This window comes from Streptomyces sp. 2114.4 (assembly GCF_900187385.1).
Lineage (GTDB): Bacteria > Actinomycetota > Actinomycetes > Streptomycetales > Streptomycetaceae > Streptomyces > Streptomyces mooreae.
The window spans coordinates 2,745,589-2,764,196 of record NZ_FYEY01000001.1 but is presented as its reverse complement, the minus strand read 5'-3'; the positions used below and the strand labels follow the sequence as shown (position 1 = coordinate 2,764,196).

Below are 18,608 nucleotides of genomic sequence, written 5' to 3'. Positions count from 1 at the left end.
GCTGGGGACATCCCTCTCACATCCGGAAGACGCCGTAGCCGGGCGCGGTGCGGTCCTTCTCGGGCAGTGGCGCATTGGCGCAGGCGGTCAGCGCCAGGCCCAGCACCTGCCGGGTCTCCAGCGGGTCGATCACGCCGTCGTCCCACAGCCGCGCGGTCGCGTAGTAGGCGTTGCCCTGGGTTTCGTACTGCTCGCGCACCGGCGCCTTGAAGGCGGCCTCGTCCTCGGCGCTCCACTCCTCGCCGTGCGCCTCCAGCTGGTCGCGCTTGACGGTGGCGAGGACGGAGGCGGCCTGCTCGCCGCCCATCACCGAGATCTTGGCGTTCGGCCACATCCACAGGAAGCGGGGGGAGTAGGCCCGGCCGCACATGGAGTAGTTGCCCGCCCCGTAGGAGCCGCCGATGACGACGGTCAGCTTGGGCACGCGGGTGCAGGCCACCGCCGTCACCATCTTCGCGCCGTGCTTGGCGATGCCGCCGGCCTCGTACGAACGCCCCACCATGAAGCCGGAGATGTTCTGCAGGAACAGCAGCGGGATGCCGCGCTGGTCGCACAGCTCGATGAAGTGGGCGCCCTTCTGGGCGGACTCGGAGAACAGGATGCCGTTGTTGGCGACGATGCCGACCGGGTGGCCGTGGAGATGGGCGAAGCCGGTGACCAGCGTCGTGCCGTACTCCGCCTTGAACTCGGCGAAGCGCGAGCCGTCCACCAGCCGGGCGATCACCTCCCGGACGTCATAGGGCGTACGGGAGTCGGCGGGGACCACCCCGTACAGCCCGGCCGGGTCGGCCTTGGGTTCCTCGACCGTCCGCACGGTCCACGGGAGGGGGTCGCGCTCGCCGAGGGTGCCGACGATGCTGCGCACCAGGCGCAGCGCATGGGCATCGTCCTCGGCGAGATGGTCGGTGACCCCGGAGGTCTTGGCGTGCACCTCGCCGCCGCCCAGCTCCTCGGCGGTGACCACCTCGCCGGTGGCGGCCTTCACCAGCGGCGGCCCGCCCAGGAAGATCGTGCCCTGGTTGCGGACGATCACGGCCTCGTCGCTCATCGCGGGGACGTACGCGCCGCCCGCCGTGCAGGAGCCGAGGACCGCGGCGATCTGCGGGATGCCGGCCCCCGACATCCGCGCCTGGTTGTAGAAGATCCGCCCGAAGTGCTCCCGGTCGGGGAAGACCTCGTCCTGCATCGGCAGGAAGGCGCCGCCGGAGTCCACCAGGTAGAGACAGGGCAGCCGGTTCTCCAGGGCGATCTCCTGCGCCCGCAGATGCTTCTTGACCGTCATCGGGTAGTAGGTGCCGCCCTTGACCGTGGCGTCATTGGCGACGATCACCGTCTCGCGGCCGGAGACCCGGCCGATGCCGGCGATCACGCCCGCGGCCGGCGCGGCCCCGCCGTACATCCCGTCCGCGGCCAGCGGCGCCAGCTCCAGGAACGGCGAGCCCGAATCCAGCAGGGCGTCCACCCGGTCGCGGGGCAGCAGTTTGCCGCGCGCGGTGTGCCGCGCCCTGGCCTTCTCGCCGCCGCCCAGCCGGGCCGCGGCGAGCTTTTCGCGCAGCTCGGCGGCCAGCTCGCGGTGCGCGGCCTCGTTGGCCCGCCAGGAGTCGGACGCCGGATCGGCGGTACTCCCCAGCACCGGTGCCTGCTCCATCACTACGAGCCCCCTTGCTCGGTCGACCGTCCCGGTGCCGCGGTCCGCGGCGGCCGGGCCATCCGGGTTAATGGGCGTTAACCACATCTGCTGTCAGGTTAACGACCACTAACCCGGCTGTCTACAATCGACGGCATGAGTAATGCGCAGGCCTCAGCCCCGACCAGTCGCCGCGAGCAGATCCTCAAGGAGGCGGCCCGGCTCTTCGCGGAGCGCGGCTTCCACGGCGTCGGCGTGGACGAGATAGGGGCGGCCGTGGGCATCTCGGGACCCGGCCTCTACCGGCACTTCGCCGGCAAGGACGCGATGCTCGCCGAGCTGCTGGTCGGCATCAGTGAGCGGCTGCTGGAGGGCGGCCGGATGCGGGTGACCGAGGGCGGCGAGAGCCCGGAGGCGGTGCTGGACGCGCTGATCGAGGGCCATATCGACTTCGCGCTGGACGACCGGCCGCTGATCACCCTGCACGACCGCGAGCTGGACCGGCTGCGCGAGGCCGACCGCAAGCGGGTCCGCCGGCTCCAGCGGGAGTATGTGGAGCTGTGGGTGGAGGTCGTCCGCCGGGTCCACCCGCTCCCCTCCGAAGCCCGGGCCCGCGCCGCGGTGCACGCCGTCTTCGGCCTGCTCAACTCCACCCCGCACCTCGGCCGCCCGGGCGCCCTCCCGGGCCGTACGGAGATGGCGGAACTGCTGCACCGGCTGGCGCTGGGGGCGTTCGGCGCGGTGGCCGGGGAGCCGGCGGGCGGGGAGCCGGCGGCGGGGGAGTCGGTCGCGGTGGGTGTGCCGGGGGCGTAGTGCGCACGGGGCGGGGTGTGGCGCTTCGGGACGGGGCTGTGGCGCGCGCGGGGCGGGATGTGGCGTCGCCCACCGGGCGCCGTTCTCCTCTGGACAGCTTTAGTGACTGGCGGGTAGCTTTCGCTTCGGAGAGAAGCTGAGCAAGCGCTTAGCCAGACGCGGCGGTCTAAGGAGGCCATGGCATGCGCCGTACGGTGTTCAACGAGGATCACGAGGCGTTCCGGGAGACCCTGCGGGCCTTCATCGAGGCCGAGGTCGTGCCGGTGTACGACGAGTGGTTCGCCGCGGGCCAGGCGCCGCGCGACTTCTACTACAAGCTCGCCGAGCTGGGCATATTCGGCATCCGCGTGGACGAGGAGTACGGCGGCGCGGGCATCGACTCGTACAAGTTCGAGGCCGTGATGTACGAGGAGACCGCCCGTGCGGGTGTCACCTTCGGCGGCTCCGGCGTACACGTGCTGCTCGGCCTGCCGTACATCAAGATGCTCGCCACCGACGAGCAGAAGAAGCGCTTCCTGCCGAAGTTCGTCTCCGGTGAGGAGATGTGGGCCCTCGCGATGACCGAGCCGGGCACCGGCTCCGACCTCGCGGGCATGAAGACCACCGCGAAGCTCTCCGAGGACGGCACCCACTACGTCCTCAACGGCGCCAAGACCTTCATCACCGGCGGCGTGCACGCCGACCGCGTGATCGTCTGCGCCCGCACCGCCGCGCCGAAGGAGGACGACCGCCGCTTCGGCATCTCCCTCTTCGCCGTCGACACCAAGGCCGAGGGCTACTCCGTCGGCCGCAAGCTGGACAAGCTCGGCCTGAAGACCTCCGACACCGCCGAGCTCGCCTTCGTCGACGTCAAGGTCCCGGTCGAGGACCTGCTGGGCGAGGAGAACAAGGGCTTCGCCTACCTGGGCCAAAACCTCGCCTCGGAGCGCTGGGGCATCGCCTTCGGTGCCTACGCGCAGGCCGCGGCGGCCGTCCGGTTCGCCAAGGAGTACGTGCAGGACCGCACGATCTTCGGCAAGACCGTCGCCTCCTTCCAGAACACCAAGTTCGAGCTGGCCGCCTGCCAGGCCGAGGTGGACGCCGCGCAGGCCGTCGCCGACCGCACCCTGGAGGCCCTGGACGCGGGCGAGCTGTCCCCGGCCGAGGCCGCGAGCGCCAAGCTCTTCTGCACCGAGGTCGCGCACCGCGTGATCGACCGGTGCCTCCAGCTGCACGGCGGCTACGGCTACATGAACGAGTACCCGATCGCCCGCCTCTACGCCGACAACCGCGTCAACCGCATCTACGGCGGCACCAGCGAGGTCATGAAGTCCATCATCGCCAAGTCCATGGGCCTCTAGGCCGTAAGGCACCGTGCACGTGAACGACGCACTGAAGTCCCTGCTCGATCTGCTCGCCCTGGAGCGGATCGAGCGGGACATCTTCCGCGGCGAGAGCCGCGCCTCGGTCGTGCCCCGGGTCTTCGGCGGCCAGGTCGCCGCCCAGGCCCTGGTCGCGGCCGGCCGCACGGTCCCCGAGGACCGTCCGCCGCACTCCCTGCACGCGTACTTCCTGCGCCCCGGCGACCCCGGCGCGCCCATCGTCTACACCGTCGACCGGATCCGCGACGGCCGCTCCTTCACCACCCGCCGGGTCGTCGCCGTCCAGCACGGCCAGCCGGTCTTCCACCTCTCGGCCTCCTTCCAGGTCCACGAGCAGGGCCTGGAGCACCAGGAGTCGATGCCGCCCGCGCCGGACCCGCTGACCCTGCCCACCCCCGCCGAGATCCTTCCGCGGCACGCCGGCCGGTACCTCACCCCGGCCGTCGCCGACCGGCTCTTGGAGGCCCGGGCCGCGATCGACCTGCGATACGTCGACGAGCCGCCCTACGCCACCGTCGGCGAGGTACGCGAGCCCCGCTCCCAGGTCTGGTTCCGCACCAACGGCGACCTGGACAAGGCCCTCGCCGACGGCGCCGACTGCGGCGACACCGTCACCCGCCCCCTGCTCGACATCTGCCTGGTCACCTACGTCTCCGACATGACCCTCCTGGACTCGATCCTGCTCGCGCACGGCCGCGGCGGCTGGGCGGTCGGCGACGTGGTCGGCGCGAGCCTGGACCACGCGATGTGGTTCCACCGGCCACTGCGCGCCGACGACTGGCTCCTGTACGACCAGGAGTCGCCCACCGCCCAGGCGGGGCGGGGGCTGGGCAAGGGGCGGATCTTTACGGCGGAGGGGGCGTTGGCGGTTTCGGTGATTCAGGAGGGGGTTATTCGGGTGCCGCGGGGGTAGCGGGTGTCCCCCGGGGGAGCGTGGTGTGGCCCCCACAGGGCGTCGCGCCCCGACGAGTGCTCATCCCCGCCGCGCGGCACCCACCGGCCACACCACGTCGACCGGCAGCCCGGTCGCCCTTGCCTCCGCCACCACATCGGCGGTACCCCCGCCCTTGCCCGAAGGCGGCTCCCCGTTCCACACCGCGACCAGTCGGTCGGCACGTTCCAGCAGTGCGCGGTTCGCCGACTCGTAGGCCTGCCGATTCGCGGTGGCATGCGGCAGCACGAATACCTCATCGGCCGCCCCGACCAGCCGGTCAAAGGTCTCGGCATGGTGCGGCTTGACCTTGGCCTGGCGATAGTCCTGGGAGGGCAGCACGACGACGAGGCGCCCGCCAATGGCGAGCACGGCCTCGGCGAAGAGCGAGTCGGAGCCGGCAGCAATGCACGAAACGCCGACCAGCTCTCCCCTGGCGTAGGGCTTCAGAAGCTCGTCGAGTGCCGCACGGACCAGGGGAACGCTGTCTTCCGTCAGGTCCATGTGCCCGGTTACGGCAATGGTGGTCACGCTCATACCCCTCAATGTGACAGTAGGTCGCGGATTCTGGCCCGTACCTCGCGGACGGCATTCGAGACACCGTGACCGACCGTGTACGGATACAGATGGTTCAACTGTGCACGCACTCTTTCCGACCTTGTATGGGTCGCAGCGTCCACAGCCTGATGTGCCTGCTCCACTCCTCCCCTGATATCGCCGACGAGGAAGTGGCACTCTGCGAGGCCGATCCTGTCCAGCGCATGGCTGCGCCCCGCCTCCGGACCACGCCGGGCGAGAGCGTTCCGCATCTTGTTCGCTGCATTCTCGGCGTACGTGCTCGGATCGTGGCGCGCGAGGTCAAGCAAGCGCCCGCCGGTAACACCGGCGAGCTCAGCCTCGTCGAAGTACGCGACCCAGTAAGGTTCTTGATCGCGTTCCGCCGTGCTGAGCGCATCGGCTGCCTGATCGGTGGCCCGACGAAACGCGGATACACGTCCAAGGGACGCATAGGCCCATGCCTCGCGCGTGTGGAGCATGGCCCGTACTCGGGGGCCGGCTGCTGTGCGGGAACCGTCCTGTGCCAGGCGCACCAGTTCCAGAGCGTCTTGCGGCCGGTCGCGGCAGAGCATCTGCCGCGCCATCCCCGCCAGGACATTGGCGCCGAAGACCACGTCATTCCCCGCGTGTGAGGAACGCAGCGCAAGCCGGTAGTACTCCTGCGCCCGACGTTGCAGCCCGGAGTCCCATGCCATTGTGGCCGCGGTTCCCGCGAGTTGAGCCATGACCTGGTGCAGGCGGTGTTCGACTCCGGGTGGCTGGTGTTCCTCCAGATACCCTGCTACTTGGTTCAGTTGCCCGAGCACTGCCTTGCTCCGCAGGCCGCTGCCGAACCTGTGGCCCCAAGACCGGAATGCGCGCGCCGTGCCTTCCAGTTCCGCCACCTCTTCCAGGCCCAAGCGCCCGCGTCGCGCGGGAGGCTCGATTGCCGCGGCAGGCTGGAGCCAGCCCTCCAAGTCGTCGAGTAGTGCCGCGCCGGTCAGGGCGACACCGGCGAGCGCTCGCGTTGCCTCGCGTCGGTCCATCAGGAGATCGCTCCTCGTCAGGTCTGCGGCAAGAGCCACCGTGGCGTCCGGCCGCCATGGAGCCTCTCGGGTATGAGGTCTTTCACCGGGGGGTTCTCCTCGTCTCGATGGCGCCTCTCGTTCTTGTTCCCATACACGCGGAGCCAGGCCGAGCAGAGCACCAGGAATCCGGAGGCCATCGGCGATTCGGCAGATCACGTCGAAGCTGGTGACCCGTTGCGTACCTGCGATGATCGTCGACACCTTGCCGGGCGTGAGCTGACAGGCGAGGGCAATACGGTTCTGGGACAGACCGCCGTACTTCTTGACCAGGGTGAAGGCGGCCGCGAAGTCGTGCTCTGCCAGGGCTCGGCGCATGTCTTCTCGGTCAAGGACATGTGGGGCGAGTGGGCCGGGGGTGGTGGCTTCCACGAGACCAACTTCCAGAGCGATCTTAGACGCGTTGCAATGTCATGCCACACCGGTAACGAGGGTATGACCGCCTCGGTAATACCCGCTGGTCATAGAGCAATTGACTCCCCTGCGTGATTCTCAACAGGAACTCAATCAAGCCGGGCAATCCGCAGGGAGTGTCGTGAGAACGCATCAAGAGACCGAAAACAACCATCAGCTGAACTGTCGCGCCCGCCTCTTCGAATCGCTGGTGCGGCCGTTACTGCCTGCCTCGCCGGGATGCCACCGGTCGCAGGGAATCCAGGCGGAGGGAATCCACTGCACCTGTCGTAGTACCTGCGGTGTTGGCGTCGCAGTGTGCGCGATGGAGGTGGTCGCCCGATGAGCGAGCCACCGACCACGCGCCTGTTGCCGTGGGTGAGCCCCGACGGCAAGACCTGCATCCTGCTCAGTGACGGCAGAGGTGAGAGCGGCTTATCCCGGGTCGCGGACCGGATGGAAGACGTGCAGCTGGAGATGGCGGACGGGTTGCTCGATCATGCGGCCGACATGCTCGGGGACGATACGGCGACGGATCGGCAACTCCGTTTTCTCGGGGAGCAGTTGAGCGCGGCGCTGCGGGGCGTGCGTCGTGTCGCGGAGAGCAGGGGTGCGCGGCTGAGCGCCGGCGGGTAGCAAGTGCAGAGCACCACGCACTGCATGAAGGAGAGGTACACGAGATGCGCATGCAGATCGTCACCGCTGCCGATGGCGCCCAGCAAGGCGGAGGGGAAGACAGCGGGGACGGGCACCCCGGCCAGCCCTGGACGCCGCCCCCGCCGCCGCCCCCGGACGGCGACATGCCGCCCGGCGACGGGACGCACCGCAAGTGACGCTCAACTCTCAGCCGGGTCACCGCGCCAGTGACGAGCTGGCGCGGTCCCTCCTCGAAGCGGGAGCGCTGACGCCCGATTGGGCGGAGACGTTCAGAGCCGTTCCCCGCTCGCTGTTCCTGCCGGATCTCGTCTGGGCGCACGACATGGCGACCGGCCGAAGCGTGCCTGTCTCCCGGAGCGATGACCCCGCGGCGTGGGAGCTGACCGCGTACGCGAACGTCCCGCTCGTCACGCAATGGGACGACGGACAGCACACGGGGAGCGAGCCTGGAACCGTGCCTACCAGTTCGGCGAGCATGCCGTCAGTCGTGGCTGCGATGCTGCGCGACCTGGACGTGAGCGAGGGCATGCGGGTGCTCGAAGTCGGCACCGGCACGGGGTGGAACGCCGGCCTTCTCGCTCACCGGCTGGGCAGCGGGAACGTGGTCAGTGTCGAGATCGACGAGGCGGTCGTCGATCAGGCCCGGGAAGCTTTGCTGCGCGTCGGCCTCCACCCCGAGACGGTTCACGGCGACGGTGGGGACGGGTGGACGGACGGGGCGCCGTATGACCGGGTGATCGTCACGGCGGGGGTGCGAGCCGTTTCACCGCGCTGGTTGGAGCAGTCACGGCCGGGCGGGGTCATCCTTGCCCCCTGGGGCACCCATTACAGCGCCCAGGACGCACTTGTCCGGCTGACCGTGCGGGAGGACGGCTCCGCGTCCGGCCCGTTCCTGCGCATGGTCGAGTTCATGAAGCTGCGTCACCAGCGCTTGGACTGGAACCGGTTCAGGGAGCACGTTCCGGACTTCCCCGGCGATGCCGACGTCTCCACTACGACGGTCGCCCTGACGGACTTGGGCGACCGCTACGAGCCGGCACGATTCGTCATAGGGCTTCGTGTGCCGGACTGTGCCCATGTCATCAACAGGCCGGACGAGGGCACTGCGAGGGCGTGGTTCTTCGACCTGACGAGCCGGTCATGGGCCGCCGCTGTCTTCCGCAGCGGCGAGCCGGAGGCGACGGTCTACCAGTCGGGGCCGCGTCGCCTGTGGGACGAAGTGGAGGCGGCCCTCCGATGGTGGGTCGGCCGGGGCGAGCCGGGCCACACCCGGTTCGGTCTCACCGTCACCGCGGAGGGGCAGCGGGTGTGGCTGGACGACCCGGCCGACTCCTGGGCGGTGTGAGGAGCTGAGGTCTTGGACATGGGGCGGGAGCCCACGCACCAGGGGCTTCAGGCCGAGGCTGTCGTGTGGGTGGGCGGCGGAGATGCCGGCCCGGCGACACGGGTAGTCCGTTCCGGCCGTGATCAGGTGGATTGTCCCTGCCGGGCCCCGATGACGTAGGACGACCGGCCACCCCAGGTCGCCGGAGCGGCTGAGAAGGCCTCTACGATCCGGTAGTTCGCCGAACCGGGGAGGGACATGGCCGAGGGCCGGGAAACGGAAGCAGTCGCCGAGAGACCGGTGGAGCTGGCCTACCGGCCGGCCGTCGGCGAATTGGCGTCCGCGCTGAGGGCACGCGCGAGGAGCACCGGCGCGGGACGCTTCCAGCGCCGGGCGCTGGTCTGGACGGTGGCGGTCACGACCGTCGGCGCCCTGCTGTCGGCGGCCGGCTCCGGCCACCGGAACACACCGTGGCCGCTGTATGCGGGGGTGCTGGTCTTCGCCGCCTTCATGACCGCGCTCCCGTGGTTGCAGGCGCGCCACCTCCACCGGCTCGCCGAACGGCAGGGGGAGATCCGCGGGACGGTCGACGACACCGGGGTCCGGCTCACCACCGCGCACAGTTCGGCCAGCGTCGACTGGCATCTCTACTCGCGCTATGTCGAGACGCCGGAGCTGTTCGTGCTTCTCAGCGCCGACAAGTCCGCCGTCGGCTTCGTCGTCCTGCCCAAGCGGGCCGTGGCGGACCCGGAGGGAGTGGACCGGCTGCGGGCGGTCCTCGACCGGCGGCTCGTGCGCGCGGATGCCGCCGAGGAGCCCGGAGGCCCACGGAGCCGGGGCGGGGCCGTCGGCCGCGGGGCCGGTTCCGTCGGACTGTTGCTGCTGGGGCTGCTGCTGTTCTTCTCCGCCTTCGCCGCCGTCCGACAGGCCACGCACCCGGACCGCTTTCCGGGGATCCAGCACAACACCGCCCCGACAGCGGTCGTCATGCTGGGGCTGGGGGCGCTTGCGGTCGCCGGGGCCTGGTGGCTCGTACGGCGGATGACGGCCATGCGGATCGTGACCGCCGTGCTCGCCGTCCTTGTCCTCCTGGCCGGCTGCGCCGCCCTGTACCGCGTGGCGCCGATGTTCCACTGCTGGGGCTCGGCCCGGATCGCCCGCGGGCCCGAGGGCGCCTACGTCTGCTACGACTTCTGATCGGGCCATGGTCTCCGAGCGGGCGACGAGATGATCTCCCGGCGGCGGACGCAGAAGCGACGCAGTCAGCACTTGGCCACCGTCGCCAGGACTTCGACGAGTTCGGCGGCCGTGGGCCGGTCGCTCGCCCTGTCGAGGAGGACCGGCCGCAGGATGTCCTGGAACGCCGGCCAGGGGGCTGCGGTGTCGAGGGGGAGGCGACGGTCGGCGATCTGCGCGCGGAGTTCTGCCGGGGTGAGCCGGCCGGGCTCGATCCCGGCCGCGGCGTAGTCCAGTGGCCAGCGGCCGGTGGCGCAGGTCCATAACGTTCCGGCGAGGGCATACACGTCGGCGGCGGTACTGGGGGTGGCCGGCTGGATACCGGCATTGATGGACGCGGCCAGTTCCGGCGCTACCAGGTGAGTGAGGCCGCCGCGGAATCCGGCGGCCGGTTCCGTACCTTCGCGCCAGGACCAGGAACAGTCGATCAGCCGTACGCCGTGGTCGGTGTGGATGCCGTGGGAGGGCTGGAGATCGGAGTGGATCCAGCCGGAGGAGTGGAGTACGGCCACGGCCCGGCACAGGTCCACGGAGGCTGCCAGGGCGCCCTCCTTCCCGTCCGCGTCACCTCGCACAAGAGCGAAGGCCTGCCAGGTCGACGGTCCCGCGAACCAGTGGGTCACCAGCCAGGCGACATCCTCGTCCCCGCCCGAGGCCAGCAGGTAGTCGGGCCAACCGATCGCCTTGAGGACCGCTGCCTCCCGCTGGGTGACGGCCGCCCCTTCGCCGTCGCCGGCCTTGACCGCGACCGTTCCCTCCGGGCCGGTGGCCTTCCAGACCGCCGCGCCACGCCGGTAGGAGATTTCCTTCAGCTCGACCGGAATGCCGCAGACCGATTCGGCGGTGGCGACGGCGGCTGCGGGGAAAGGAGGGAACTCACCCATTTCTTCACTGCCTTCCACTCGTACGGAAGCCCCTGAAACACCTCGCGTCCGTCGTCCACAGCTGTTGAGAGCGACAGAGCGAGGTCCGGGGTATCTGCCAGAAACCGGGGATCGACAGGCCGGACGGCGCAGCGCACGGCGAGGAACGAGAAGGGCGGCGGGGGAATGCGACGTCCCCGCCGGTCGGTTCCTTCCTCGCCCTTCCAGAACTTGCCGAACATCAGCCCCACCGGTCCGTAAAGGTGCTTCAGCGCCCAGTGCGGCCACGCCATCAATCCGCGGTGCTCTTCGACGTCGCCTGTCAGAAGCACGATGTTCTCGCATACGAGCGTGCCGTGCCGACGGGGCGTCAACGGTCGTGTCCCTCCGTGGCCTGCGCACCCGCGTGGAATACCTCGGCCTCAACTTCGGGTGCCCGGGCGGCCTCGGCGATCTCGTACACCGTCCAGCCCATCAGCCGCTGTGTCACCAGTGGCATCAGGGACGGGCAGCGGAAGTCACCAGAAGTCGTCGGCCGCTCTCCGCTCGTCCCGAGTCCGCTTCACCCTCAACGTCATCGGGTCCTGCACCGGCCATTCCTTGTGCCCCGGGCTCCGCAGGTAGGGGACGCCCTTGCGGATGTCGGTCACGACGGCCAGTCGCCCCTGGGCGTACTCGACCTCGTCGCCGACCTCCGGCAGTTTCCGGGTACTCATCGCGCTGCCTCCGATCCCGTGGAGACACCGAGCTGGACACTGCAGGGGCGGCAGGTGTGTCGACCACCCGGGCCGACGACCTTCTCCCGTGCCAGGCTGTAGATGCCGTGACAGCACGGACACGCCTGGCCCGTGATCTCGTGGACCGTCCATGCGTTCAGGGCAGGGACTGCATCCCACCCCGTGGTCATGACGCGCCTCCGAGACCGAGGTAGGCCGCCCACTCGCCGGAGTCCCAGCCGACGGGGTCGCCGTGTCGGCGGCGGAACGCGTGAGCTTCGGGTGGCAGGCGTTTTGTGCCGGCCCGAGCGGAGGGCGCCGATCGGGGCTGCGGAGCGGTATCGGCGAGAGCGCGGCGCGTGATTGGGGCGGTGGGCAACTTGGTCAGTCCTCCAGTTCGCTGCGGACGCGGGCCGGCCACGGCGGGGGCGCGGGAGCCCGCAGAGCCGCCGCGCCGTCCCGGAACCCAGAGGGTGTGTGTCGCGGCCACTCGGGCACCGGAGGCTTGCAGTCGGCTCATGACCAGCTAACGCGGTGCCAGGGCAAGGTGATTAGGGAGATCGGACAACCTCTTCTCCACAGTCCCTAGGGCGATTTGGCCACCCTTTTAGCTGACGATTCGGCGAAAGGGGGGCTACCTTCCGTACATGACCACCTTGCGGAATGTGACGCTCGAAGCCTGGATGAAGGAGCACGGCCACAGCTCCAATTCGCTTGCCGAGGCGGTAAATTCTGCCGTCGGAGATCTCACCGGGAGAGTCGGAGGGCTGGACGGCTCGTCGGTCCGGGACTGGAAGGCGGGCCGGGTGCGGTGGCCGAAATCGGCGACGCGGGTCGCGTTGGAGAAAGTCACCGGGCTGCCCGCCACCGCCTTAGGGTTCGTACCGCGGGGACGAGCCCCGTCGCCCGCCCCCGCAGCACAGCCGGAGGAGCCCGTGGAGCGCTGTCGCTTCCTCGCCGCCGGGACAGCCTTGGCCGCTGTCGCGGTCACTCCGGCGGCCGGAGCCGGCCGCCGGGTCGGGACAAGCGATGTCGTCCGACTCCAACAGCGATTCACCGAGATCATCGCGAGCGATCATCGCCATGGCGGCCGACTCGGTATCGAGCAGAAAGCTGCAGCGCTCGCCGACGAAGCCTTGGTCCTGCAGAATTCCGGGAGCGCCAGTCAGCGAGTGCGGGCCCGCGTGTACGGATGCGCGGCGGCATTCCGGTCCTCGGCTATGTGGGCCTCAATCGATGGACGTCGTTACGAAGACGCGATGATCCATATGCGAGAAGCGCAAGTGCTCGCCGAATTGGCAGCCGACCCGGCCATCAAGTTCCGCATCTGGTCACATGCCGGAACGCTGTACCGTCACATGGGTCGCCCGGGTGAAGCAATGGCGGCGAATGACGTTGCCCGAAGCCTCTCCATCACCCGCCGCGATTCTCTGTTCGCATCCCTCGGCCTTGCCAGGCAGGCAGCCATTCACGGCGTTGCCAGAAACCTCACTGCTGCCCGGCGTAGCTTTGCCCAGGCCCAGGAAGCGATGGACCGTGCCGACCCGGGCGCCATCCGTCCCGTGTGGATGGCCTCATTCTACGACCAGGCGGAGCTGGATTCTCTCGCGCTCACCGGATACCTCGCACTCGGCGACCATGAAACGGCCGAAGCGCACGCGCACCGATGCCTGGCGGCCCTCCGGCCCCACATGCAACGGTCGAAGGCCATCGCCACTACTCGGCTGGCGTGCGCTCAACTCGGCCAGCGGGATGCGGGGCCTGCCGTCGCCACCGCCATGTCGGTGCCCGCAGATGCTGCTGTACACCACCCGCGGGTCGCCCGGATGCTCCGCAACTTCCACATCAAGATCCACGCCATGGCGCCGAACAGCCCGACCACCCGCATGTGGAATGAGTACGCACACGCCACCTGGAAGGAATCGGTATGACGCCCAGCATCGATCTGCGCACTTTCCACTCGCTCCAACCGGCCAGGCAACACCTCCTGGACGTGTACACCGATGTCCGGGCAGACCTCTTGCACCTTCCGAACTATGCGGTCACCGCCTTCGCCGAGCGCCTCGACCGTCATTTCAAGGAACCAGGGTGGGTGGCGGTCCTTGCCTACGAGCAGGACAAGCCCATCGGCTATGCGTACGCCAATACTGTTGATTCCGAGGACCGCTGGTGGAAACGCATCACACCCGCTCCGCCCGCTGAATACACTGACCGGCACGTCGTAGCCCTCAAGGAAATCGGCGTTCGTCTTCCGTGGCGCGGCACCGGCATCGCCCGGCAGATCCACGACACCCTCCTTGCCGCCCGCAACGAGCCGTTCGTCACGCTCATGGTCAACCCCCTCGCCGGAGACGGAAAGGTGCACCGCCTCTACGAATCCTGGGGATACGAAGACCTCGGCCAGAGCCAGCCCTCACCCGCCTCACCGGTTCTGACGGCGATGGTCAAGTCCATTCCCTGAGCCCGCTCCTGGCGCTTCGGTCTCAATTCGCGGCTTGTCGGTGTAGCGCCACAGTCGGAGAGCGGCCTGCTGTCACGTATATCGCGTTGTGGGCGCAGGAATGCGCCCCTAGGGTCACCGGCATGTCCCTACGTCATCGTATGCGTCAAGCACTGGCCGAAGCCATGCGCGCCCGTGACAAGGCTGCGGTGAGTGCCCTGCGCGCCACGCTTGGCGCGCTGGACAACGCGGAGGCGGTTCCGGTGGACGAGGCCGGGCTTCGGGGTGTGGCTCTTGAGCATGCGCCGGTGGGCGCCGGTGCCGCCGAAGCGGCGCGGCGTGAGCTGAGCGAGCGCGGTGTGGTGGATGTCGTACGTGCCGAGGCCGCAGAACGGCTGGAGACTGCGGCGGGGTTGACCGCACCCGAGCATGCTGATCGCGCCGCGCGGCTTCGCGCGGAGGCCGCCGTGCTGCTTCGGTTCCTTGAGGGGCCCGGTGCCGCCCAGGAGCCGCCTGGGGACTCTCCGGGGACTGCCCAGGAGCCGCCTGAGGGCTCTCTGGGGCCGCTTAAGGAACCCGCCAAGGGTCGTTCAGGGCACGGCGCCGTACCGGCGCCGCCCCCTCAGGCCAGCCCCGCCGCATCCAACAGATAAGCCGTCAGCGGGTCGTAATGCCGCGGGCTCAGGACGTGGTCGTCCAGGGGGATGGTCACCTGGACGGTGCCCTCGGACTCGGCCAGGAACAGGGCCGGGTCGTTGCAGTCGGCGAAGCCCACGGCGTCGAGGCCGCGCTGGCCGGCGCAGCCCGCCCAGCCGTGGTCGGCCATCACCAGGTCCGGCAGCGGGCGGCCCTCGCGCTCCAGGCCGTCCAGGACGGCGGCCATCGGCTCGGGGGAGTGGGTGTGCCAGAGTGTCGCGCCGCGCTCCAGCATCGCCACGTCGGCGAACTGGAAGACCATGCCGTCGTCCGCCCGCAGCCCCTCGGGGATGACGACGATCTCGCAGCCCGCCGCGCGCAGTGCCCCGGCGGTCGCCCGGTGCACATCGAGGAGGCCGCCCGGGTGGCCGGTCGCGAACAGCACCCGCTGGCTGTCGGCCGCCGCCTTGCGCAGTACCGCGGCCGCCCGGTCCAGCGCGTCCACGGTCAGCTCGGGGTCGATGGTGTCCTGCCCCTGCCGGTGGTGCGGGTCGTCGACGACCCCGCAGCGCTCCGCCATCACGGCCAGCACATCCTGCTCGTCCGTCCAGCGGTCGCCGAACTCCAGGCCGAACCAGTAGTGGCGCTCGCCGTTGGCGAGTCTGCGGTAGTGGGAGAGGTTGTTCTCGCGGGGAGTGGCGACCTCACCGGCGATCCGGGTCCGTACGAGATGGTCGACGAGTTCGGCGCGGGAGGGGGCGGCGGCTGCGGAGGCTATCGGCATAGCGCCCATTGTGCCCGTACACCTGTTCCGGGGCGGCGGAGTTCCGCAGCCTGGACATGGGGGCGCAGGGGCGTGGGTGCGGCAGCCCCGGCACGGGGGCACGGTCGGCGGCCGGCTGGCCAAAACGTCCAATGCTCCGGCCCTCATCCGCGCGAATGTCCATGGGCCACGTGCCCGGTGCTCCCTACTCTCGGCTCATGACCACCGCAGCCAGCGCATCCAACGGGCCCGTGGGCCCCGTCGACTCCTCCCGTATTCCGCGTTACGCCGGGCCCGCGACCTTCGCCCGGCTGCCCCGCCTCGACGAGGTCGGCGGCCGGGCCGATGTGGCCGTCGTCGGTGTCCCCTTCGACACCGGTGTCTCCTACCGCCCCGGCGCCCGGTTCGGCGGCAACGCCATCCGTGAGGCGTCCCGCCTCCTGCGCCCCTACAACCCGGCCCAGGACGCGTCCCCCTTTGCGCTGGCGCAGGTCGCCGACGCCGGTGACATCGCCGCCAATCCGTTCAACATCAACGAGGCCGTGGAGACGGTCGAGGCCGCGGCGGACGACCTGCTGGCCTCCGGCGCCCGCATGATGACCCTCGGCGGCGACCACACCATCGCGCTGCCGCTCCTCCGCTCGGTCGCCAAGAAGCACGGTCCGGTCGCGCTGCTGCACTTCGACGCCCACCTGGACACCTGGGACACCTACTTCGGCGCCGAGTACACCCACGGCACCCCGTTCCGCCGCGCCGTCGAGGAGGGCATCCTCGACACCTCCGCGCTCTCCCACGTCGGCACCCGCGGTCCGCTCTACGGCAAGAAGGACCTCGACGAGGACGAGAAGATGGGCTTCGGCATCGTCACGTCGGCGGATGTCATGCGGCGCGGGGTGGACGAGGTCGCCGACCAGCTGCGCCGGCGCATCGGCGACCGTCCGCTCTACATCTCCATCGACATCGACGTCCTGGACCCGGCGCACGCGCCCGGCACCGGCACGCCGGAGGCGGGCGGCATGACCTCCCGCGAGCTCCTGGAGATCCTGCGCGGGCTCGCGTCCTGCAACCTGGTCTCGGCGGACGTCGTCGAGGTCGCGCCCGCGTACGACCACGCGGAGATCACCGCCGTCGCCGCCTCGCACACCGCGTACGAGCTGACGACGATCATGTCGCGGCAGATCGCGGCGGGGCGGGAGGGCCAGGAGGGGAAGTAGCCGCGGCAGGGGGAGCAGGCGCTGCCCGGCCCCGCTGTCCCGGTATCGGCCGACGGCGCCCGGTCCGCCACGCACCCCCGTGGCGGGCCGGGCGGCGCTGCTCACGTGCGTGAGTGCGGCAGCGCCGTGCACGCCCACAGCACCAGCCCGAGGCAGCTGAACGCGGCTCCCAGTGCGCAGACGGCGCCCCAGCCGGCCACCGTGTAGAGGGAGGTCGCGGCGAGGGCGCCGGTGGCGCTGCCGATGGAGTAGAAGACCATGTAGCCGCCGATCAGCCGGCTGCCCGCTTCCGGGTGCAGCGCGTGGATCAGGGTCTGGTTGGTGACATGGACCGCCTGCACGGCGAGGTCGAGCAGGATCACCCCGACGACCAGGGCCCACAGCGAGCTGCGGGTGAAGGCCAGGGGCAGCCACGAGGCCGCGAGCAGGGCCAGGGCGATGCCGGTGGTCCGCCGGGAGAGTCCGCGGTCGTTCAGGCGGCCCGCCGCGGTCGCGGCCAGCGCGCCCGCGACACCGATCAGCCCCAGCGCCCCGATCGCGCTGTGGGGCAGGAAGTACGGGGCCTCGCTGAGCGGCAGCGCGACGCTGCTCCACAGGGTGCTGAACGCGGCGAAGACCAGCAGACCGAACAGGGCCCGGAGCCGCAGCAGTCGTTCCCGCGCGAACAGGGTGATCGTGGAGCGCAGGAGCTGTCCGTAGCGCAGGGGTGCCGGTGGCGCGGCACGGTGGCGCGGCAGCGCCCGGTACAGGACCAGGGCGAGCAGCGTGGTGAGCGACGCCGAGACGAGGTAGACGGAGCGCCAGCCCGCGAGATCGGCCAGGAGGCCGGACGCGGTGCGGGCGAGCAGGATTCCGGTGACCACGCCGCTGGTGACCAGGCCGACGACCCGGCCGCGCCCGGCGGGAGGGGCCAGCGAGGCCGCGAAGGCCACCAGCGTCTGCGTGACGACCGCGAGCAGCCCGGTCGCCGCCATGCCCGCGAGCAGGACCGCCGCCGTGTGGGCGGTGGCCACCACGGCCAGCGCCGCCACCAGGAGCAGTAACTGGGCCACGATCAGCCGTCTGCGGTCGGTCACGTCGCCCAGCGGCACGAGGAAGAAGAGTCCGAGCCCGTATCCGATGTGCGTGAGGGTGACCACGCTGCCGACGAGTGCCGGGCTCATGGCGAGGTCGTGGCCCATGGTCACCAGGAGCGGCTGGGAGAAGTAGACGTTGGCCACCGCCGCCCCGCAGGCGACGGCGAACAGGATGACGAGGCCGCGGGAGAGGGCGGACGGGCCCGAACCGGAGCCCTCCTCGCCGGTTCGGGCCTCGGTGCGGGGTGGGCGGTGCCGAGGTCCGTGCCGGCGCCGCGTCACCGCCTCGCCGTTGCCGGGACCGTTGCCTGGGCCCTTGCCGGTTCGGCCGGCGGTTCGGTTGGCGGGCATCGGCACTCCTCCGGAAATCTGGTTTCAACTTGCTACCAATGACGACGGGGAGACGGTAGGCCCATTTGGTAGCATGTTGCAACCGCTGTCGGCAGGGAAATGGGGAGGGCGAGGGGCGCCATGGTGACCAGGACGCGTTTCGACGACAGTGCATGTCCCGTCGCCCGGTCGGTGGACGCGATCGGCGACTGGTGGTCCCTGCTGATCGTGCGGGACGCCTTCGACGGGAGCCGGCGCTTCGGGGAGTTCCAGCGCAGCCTGGGCGTGGCGAAGAACATCCTCACCGCGCGGCTGCGCACCCTGGTCGCCGGTGGCGTCCTCGAATCCGTCCCCGCCTCGGACGGCAGCGCCTACCGCGAGTACGTACTGACACCGAAGGGCAAGGCGCTCTTCCCCGTCATCGTGGCGCTGCGGCAGTGGGGCGAAGAGCACTTCTTCGCCCCCGGCGAGGCGCACTCCCGGCTGGTCGACCGCCGGGAGGGGCAGCGCCTCCGCGCCCTGGAAGTGCTCTCCGCGGACGGGCGGCGGCTGGAGTCGGACGACACCACCGTCCACAAGGTCTCCGCCCGGTGAGGTGAGCCGGAG

Annotated in this window: 19 protein-coding genes and 1 pseudogene; 12 read left to right on the top strand and 8 right to left on the bottom strand. The window is 70.2% G+C overall.

Going from position 1 to position 18,608, the window contains the following annotated elements:
- Positions 1 to 16: 16 nt before the first annotated feature.
- Positions 17 to 1,648 (bottom strand): carboxyl transferase domain-containing protein, encoded by a 1,632-nt coding sequence (locus tag CFW40_RS11935; RefSeq protein WP_088797765.1) that lies wholly within the window; start codon positions 1,646 to 1,648, stop codon positions 17 to 19.
- A 135-nt stretch (positions 1,649 to 1,783) separates the two neighbouring features.
- Here CFW40_RS11935 and CFW40_RS11930 point away from each other — a divergent pair, with 135 nt between their 5' ends.
- From CFW40_RS11930 to CFW40_RS11920, 3 genes are all read left to right on the top strand, one after another.
- Positions 1,784 to 2,440 (top strand): TetR/AcrR family transcriptional regulator, encoded by a 657-nt coding sequence (locus CFW40_RS11930; RefSeq protein ID WP_088797764.1) that lies wholly within the window; start codon positions 1,784 to 1,786, stop codon positions 2,438 to 2,440.
- A 182-nt stretch (positions 2,441 to 2,622) separates the two neighbouring features.
- Positions 2,623 to 3,780 (top strand): acyl-CoA dehydrogenase family protein, encoded by a 1,158-nt coding sequence (locus tag CFW40_RS11925; RefSeq protein WP_088797763.1) that lies wholly within the window; start codon positions 2,623 to 2,625, stop codon positions 3,778 to 3,780.
- A gap of 19 nt (positions 3,781 to 3,799) precedes the next feature.
- Positions 3,800 to 4,714: an acyl-CoA thioesterase II gene (locus tag CFW40_RS11920; RefSeq protein ID WP_088797762.1), complete on the top strand. Its 915-nt coding sequence runs from the start codon at positions 3,800 to 3,802 to the stop codon at positions 4,712 to 4,714.
- A gap of 60 nt (positions 4,715 to 4,774) precedes the next feature.
- Here the strand turns inward: CFW40_RS11920 and CFW40_RS11915 are convergent, their stop codons facing one another.
- The gene (locus CFW40_RS11915) at positions 4,775 to 5,263 is read right to left on the bottom strand and encodes a hypothetical protein (RefSeq protein ID WP_088802064.1); all 489 of its coding nucleotides are present in this window, start codon (positions 5,261 to 5,263) and stop codon (positions 4,775 to 4,777) included.
- Between the two features lie 11 nt (positions 5,264 to 5,274).
- Positions 5,275 to 6,726 carry a hypothetical protein gene (locus tag CFW40_RS11910; protein ID WP_088797761.1) on the bottom strand — a complete coding sequence of 484 codons (1,452 nt, stop codon included), beginning with the start codon at positions 6,724 to 6,726 and terminating at the stop codon, positions 5,275 to 5,277.
- A gap of 363 nt (positions 6,727 to 7,089) precedes the next feature.
- Between CFW40_RS11910 and CFW40_RS11905 the strand changes: the two genes are divergently transcribed.
- The 4 genes from CFW40_RS11905 to CFW40_RS11895 all read left to right on the top strand — a co-directional run bounded on the left by CFW40_RS11905 (position 7,090) and on the right by CFW40_RS11895 (position 9,925).
- Positions 7,090 to 7,383, top strand: a complete 294-nt coding sequence (locus CFW40_RS11905) for a hypothetical protein (protein WP_088797760.1) — start codon at positions 7,090 to 7,092, stop codon at positions 7,381 to 7,383.
- Positions 7,384 to 7,427: 44 nt separating this feature from the next.
- Positions 7,428 to 7,580, top strand: a complete 153-nt coding sequence (locus CFW40_RS37055; protein WP_176956519.1) for a hypothetical protein — start codon at positions 7,428 to 7,430, stop codon at positions 7,578 to 7,580.
- Complete coding sequence (locus CFW40_RS11900) at positions 7,577 to 8,749, top strand: methyltransferase domain-containing protein (protein ID WP_088797759.1); 1,173 nt, start codon at positions 7,577 to 7,579, stop codon at positions 8,747 to 8,749. The genes CFW40_RS37055 and CFW40_RS11900 overlap by 4 nt, the downstream gene beginning before the upstream one ends.
- Positions 8,750 to 8,986: 237 nt before the next feature.
- Positions 8,987 to 9,925: a YcxB family protein gene (locus CFW40_RS11895; protein ID WP_088797758.1), complete on the top strand. Its 939-nt coding sequence runs from the start codon at positions 8,987 to 8,989 to the stop codon at positions 9,923 to 9,925.
- Between the two features lie 65 nt (positions 9,926 to 9,990).
- Here the strand turns inward: CFW40_RS11895 and CFW40_RS11890 are convergent, their stop codons facing one another.
- The 3 genes from CFW40_RS11890 to CFW40_RS11880 all read right to left on the bottom strand — a co-directional run bounded on the left by CFW40_RS11890 (position 9,991) and on the right by CFW40_RS11880 (position 11,543).
- Complete coding sequence (locus tag CFW40_RS11890) at positions 9,991 to 10,848, bottom strand: hypothetical protein (protein ID WP_088797757.1); 858 nt, start codon at positions 10,846 to 10,848, stop codon at positions 9,991 to 9,993.
- A 349-nt stretch (positions 10,849 to 11,197) separates the two neighbouring features.
- Positions 11,198 to 11,326 (bottom strand): hypothetical protein, encoded by a 129-nt coding sequence (locus tag CFW40_RS38020; RefSeq protein ID WP_256331501.1) that lies wholly within the window; start codon positions 11,324 to 11,326, stop codon positions 11,198 to 11,200.
- 19 nt (positions 11,327 to 11,345) lie between these two features.
- Positions 11,346 to 11,543 (bottom strand): hypothetical protein, encoded by a 198-nt coding sequence (locus tag CFW40_RS11880; RefSeq protein WP_088797756.1) that lies wholly within the window; start codon positions 11,541 to 11,543, stop codon positions 11,346 to 11,348.
- A 647-nt stretch (positions 11,544 to 12,190) separates the two neighbouring features.
- On the opposite strand from CFW40_RS11880, the gene CFW40_RS11875 reads away from it, so the two are divergent.
- The 3 genes and pseudogenes from CFW40_RS11875 to CFW40_RS38015 all read left to right on the top strand — a co-directional run.
- A complete protein-coding gene (locus tag CFW40_RS11875; protein WP_088797755.1) occupies positions 12,191 to 13,474 on the top strand; it encodes a Tat pathway signal sequence domain protein in 1,284 nt (427 codons plus the stop codon).
- Positions 13,471 to 14,004 carry a GNAT family N-acetyltransferase gene (locus CFW40_RS11870; RefSeq protein WP_088797754.1) on the top strand — a complete coding sequence of 178 codons (534 nt, stop codon included), beginning with the start codon at positions 13,471 to 13,473 and terminating at the stop codon, positions 14,002 to 14,004. The genes CFW40_RS11875 and CFW40_RS11870 overlap by 4 nt, the downstream gene beginning before the upstream one ends.
- A gap of 164 nt (positions 14,005 to 14,168) precedes the next feature.
- Positions 14,169 to 14,483, top strand: a pseudogene (locus CFW40_RS38015) (hypothetical protein); the annotation flags it as partial.
- A 122-nt stretch (positions 14,484 to 14,605) separates the two neighbouring features.
- Here CFW40_RS38015 and CFW40_RS11860 read toward each other — a convergent pair.
- Positions 14,606 to 15,403: a phosphatase gene (locus tag CFW40_RS11860; protein WP_088797753.1), complete on the bottom strand. Its 798-nt coding sequence runs from the start codon at positions 15,401 to 15,403 to the stop codon at positions 14,606 to 14,608.
- Between the two features lie 197 nt (positions 15,404 to 15,600).
- Between CFW40_RS11860 and speB the strand changes: the two genes are divergently transcribed.
- The gene (gene speB, locus CFW40_RS11855) at positions 15,601 to 16,596 is read left to right on the top strand and encodes an agmatinase (protein WP_088797752.1); all 996 of its coding nucleotides are present in this window, start codon (positions 15,601 to 15,603) and stop codon (positions 16,594 to 16,596) included.
- Between the two features lie 101 nt (positions 16,597 to 16,697).
- On the opposite strand, the gene CFW40_RS11850 is transcribed toward speB, so the two are convergent.
- On the bottom strand, positions 16,698 to 18,023 hold the full coding sequence (locus tag CFW40_RS11850; protein WP_256331502.1) for an MFS transporter: 1,326 nt from the start codon (positions 18,021 to 18,023) through the stop codon (positions 16,698 to 16,700).
- A 120-nt stretch (positions 18,024 to 18,143) separates the two neighbouring features.
- On the opposite strand from CFW40_RS11850, the gene CFW40_RS11845 reads away from it, so the two are divergent.
- Positions 18,144 to 18,596, top strand: coding sequence for a helix-turn-helix domain-containing protein (locus CFW40_RS11845; protein ID WP_088797751.1), 453 nt, complete (start codon positions 18,144 to 18,146; stop codon positions 18,594 to 18,596).
- The last annotated feature ends 12 nt before the right edge of the window (positions 18,597 to 18,608 follow it).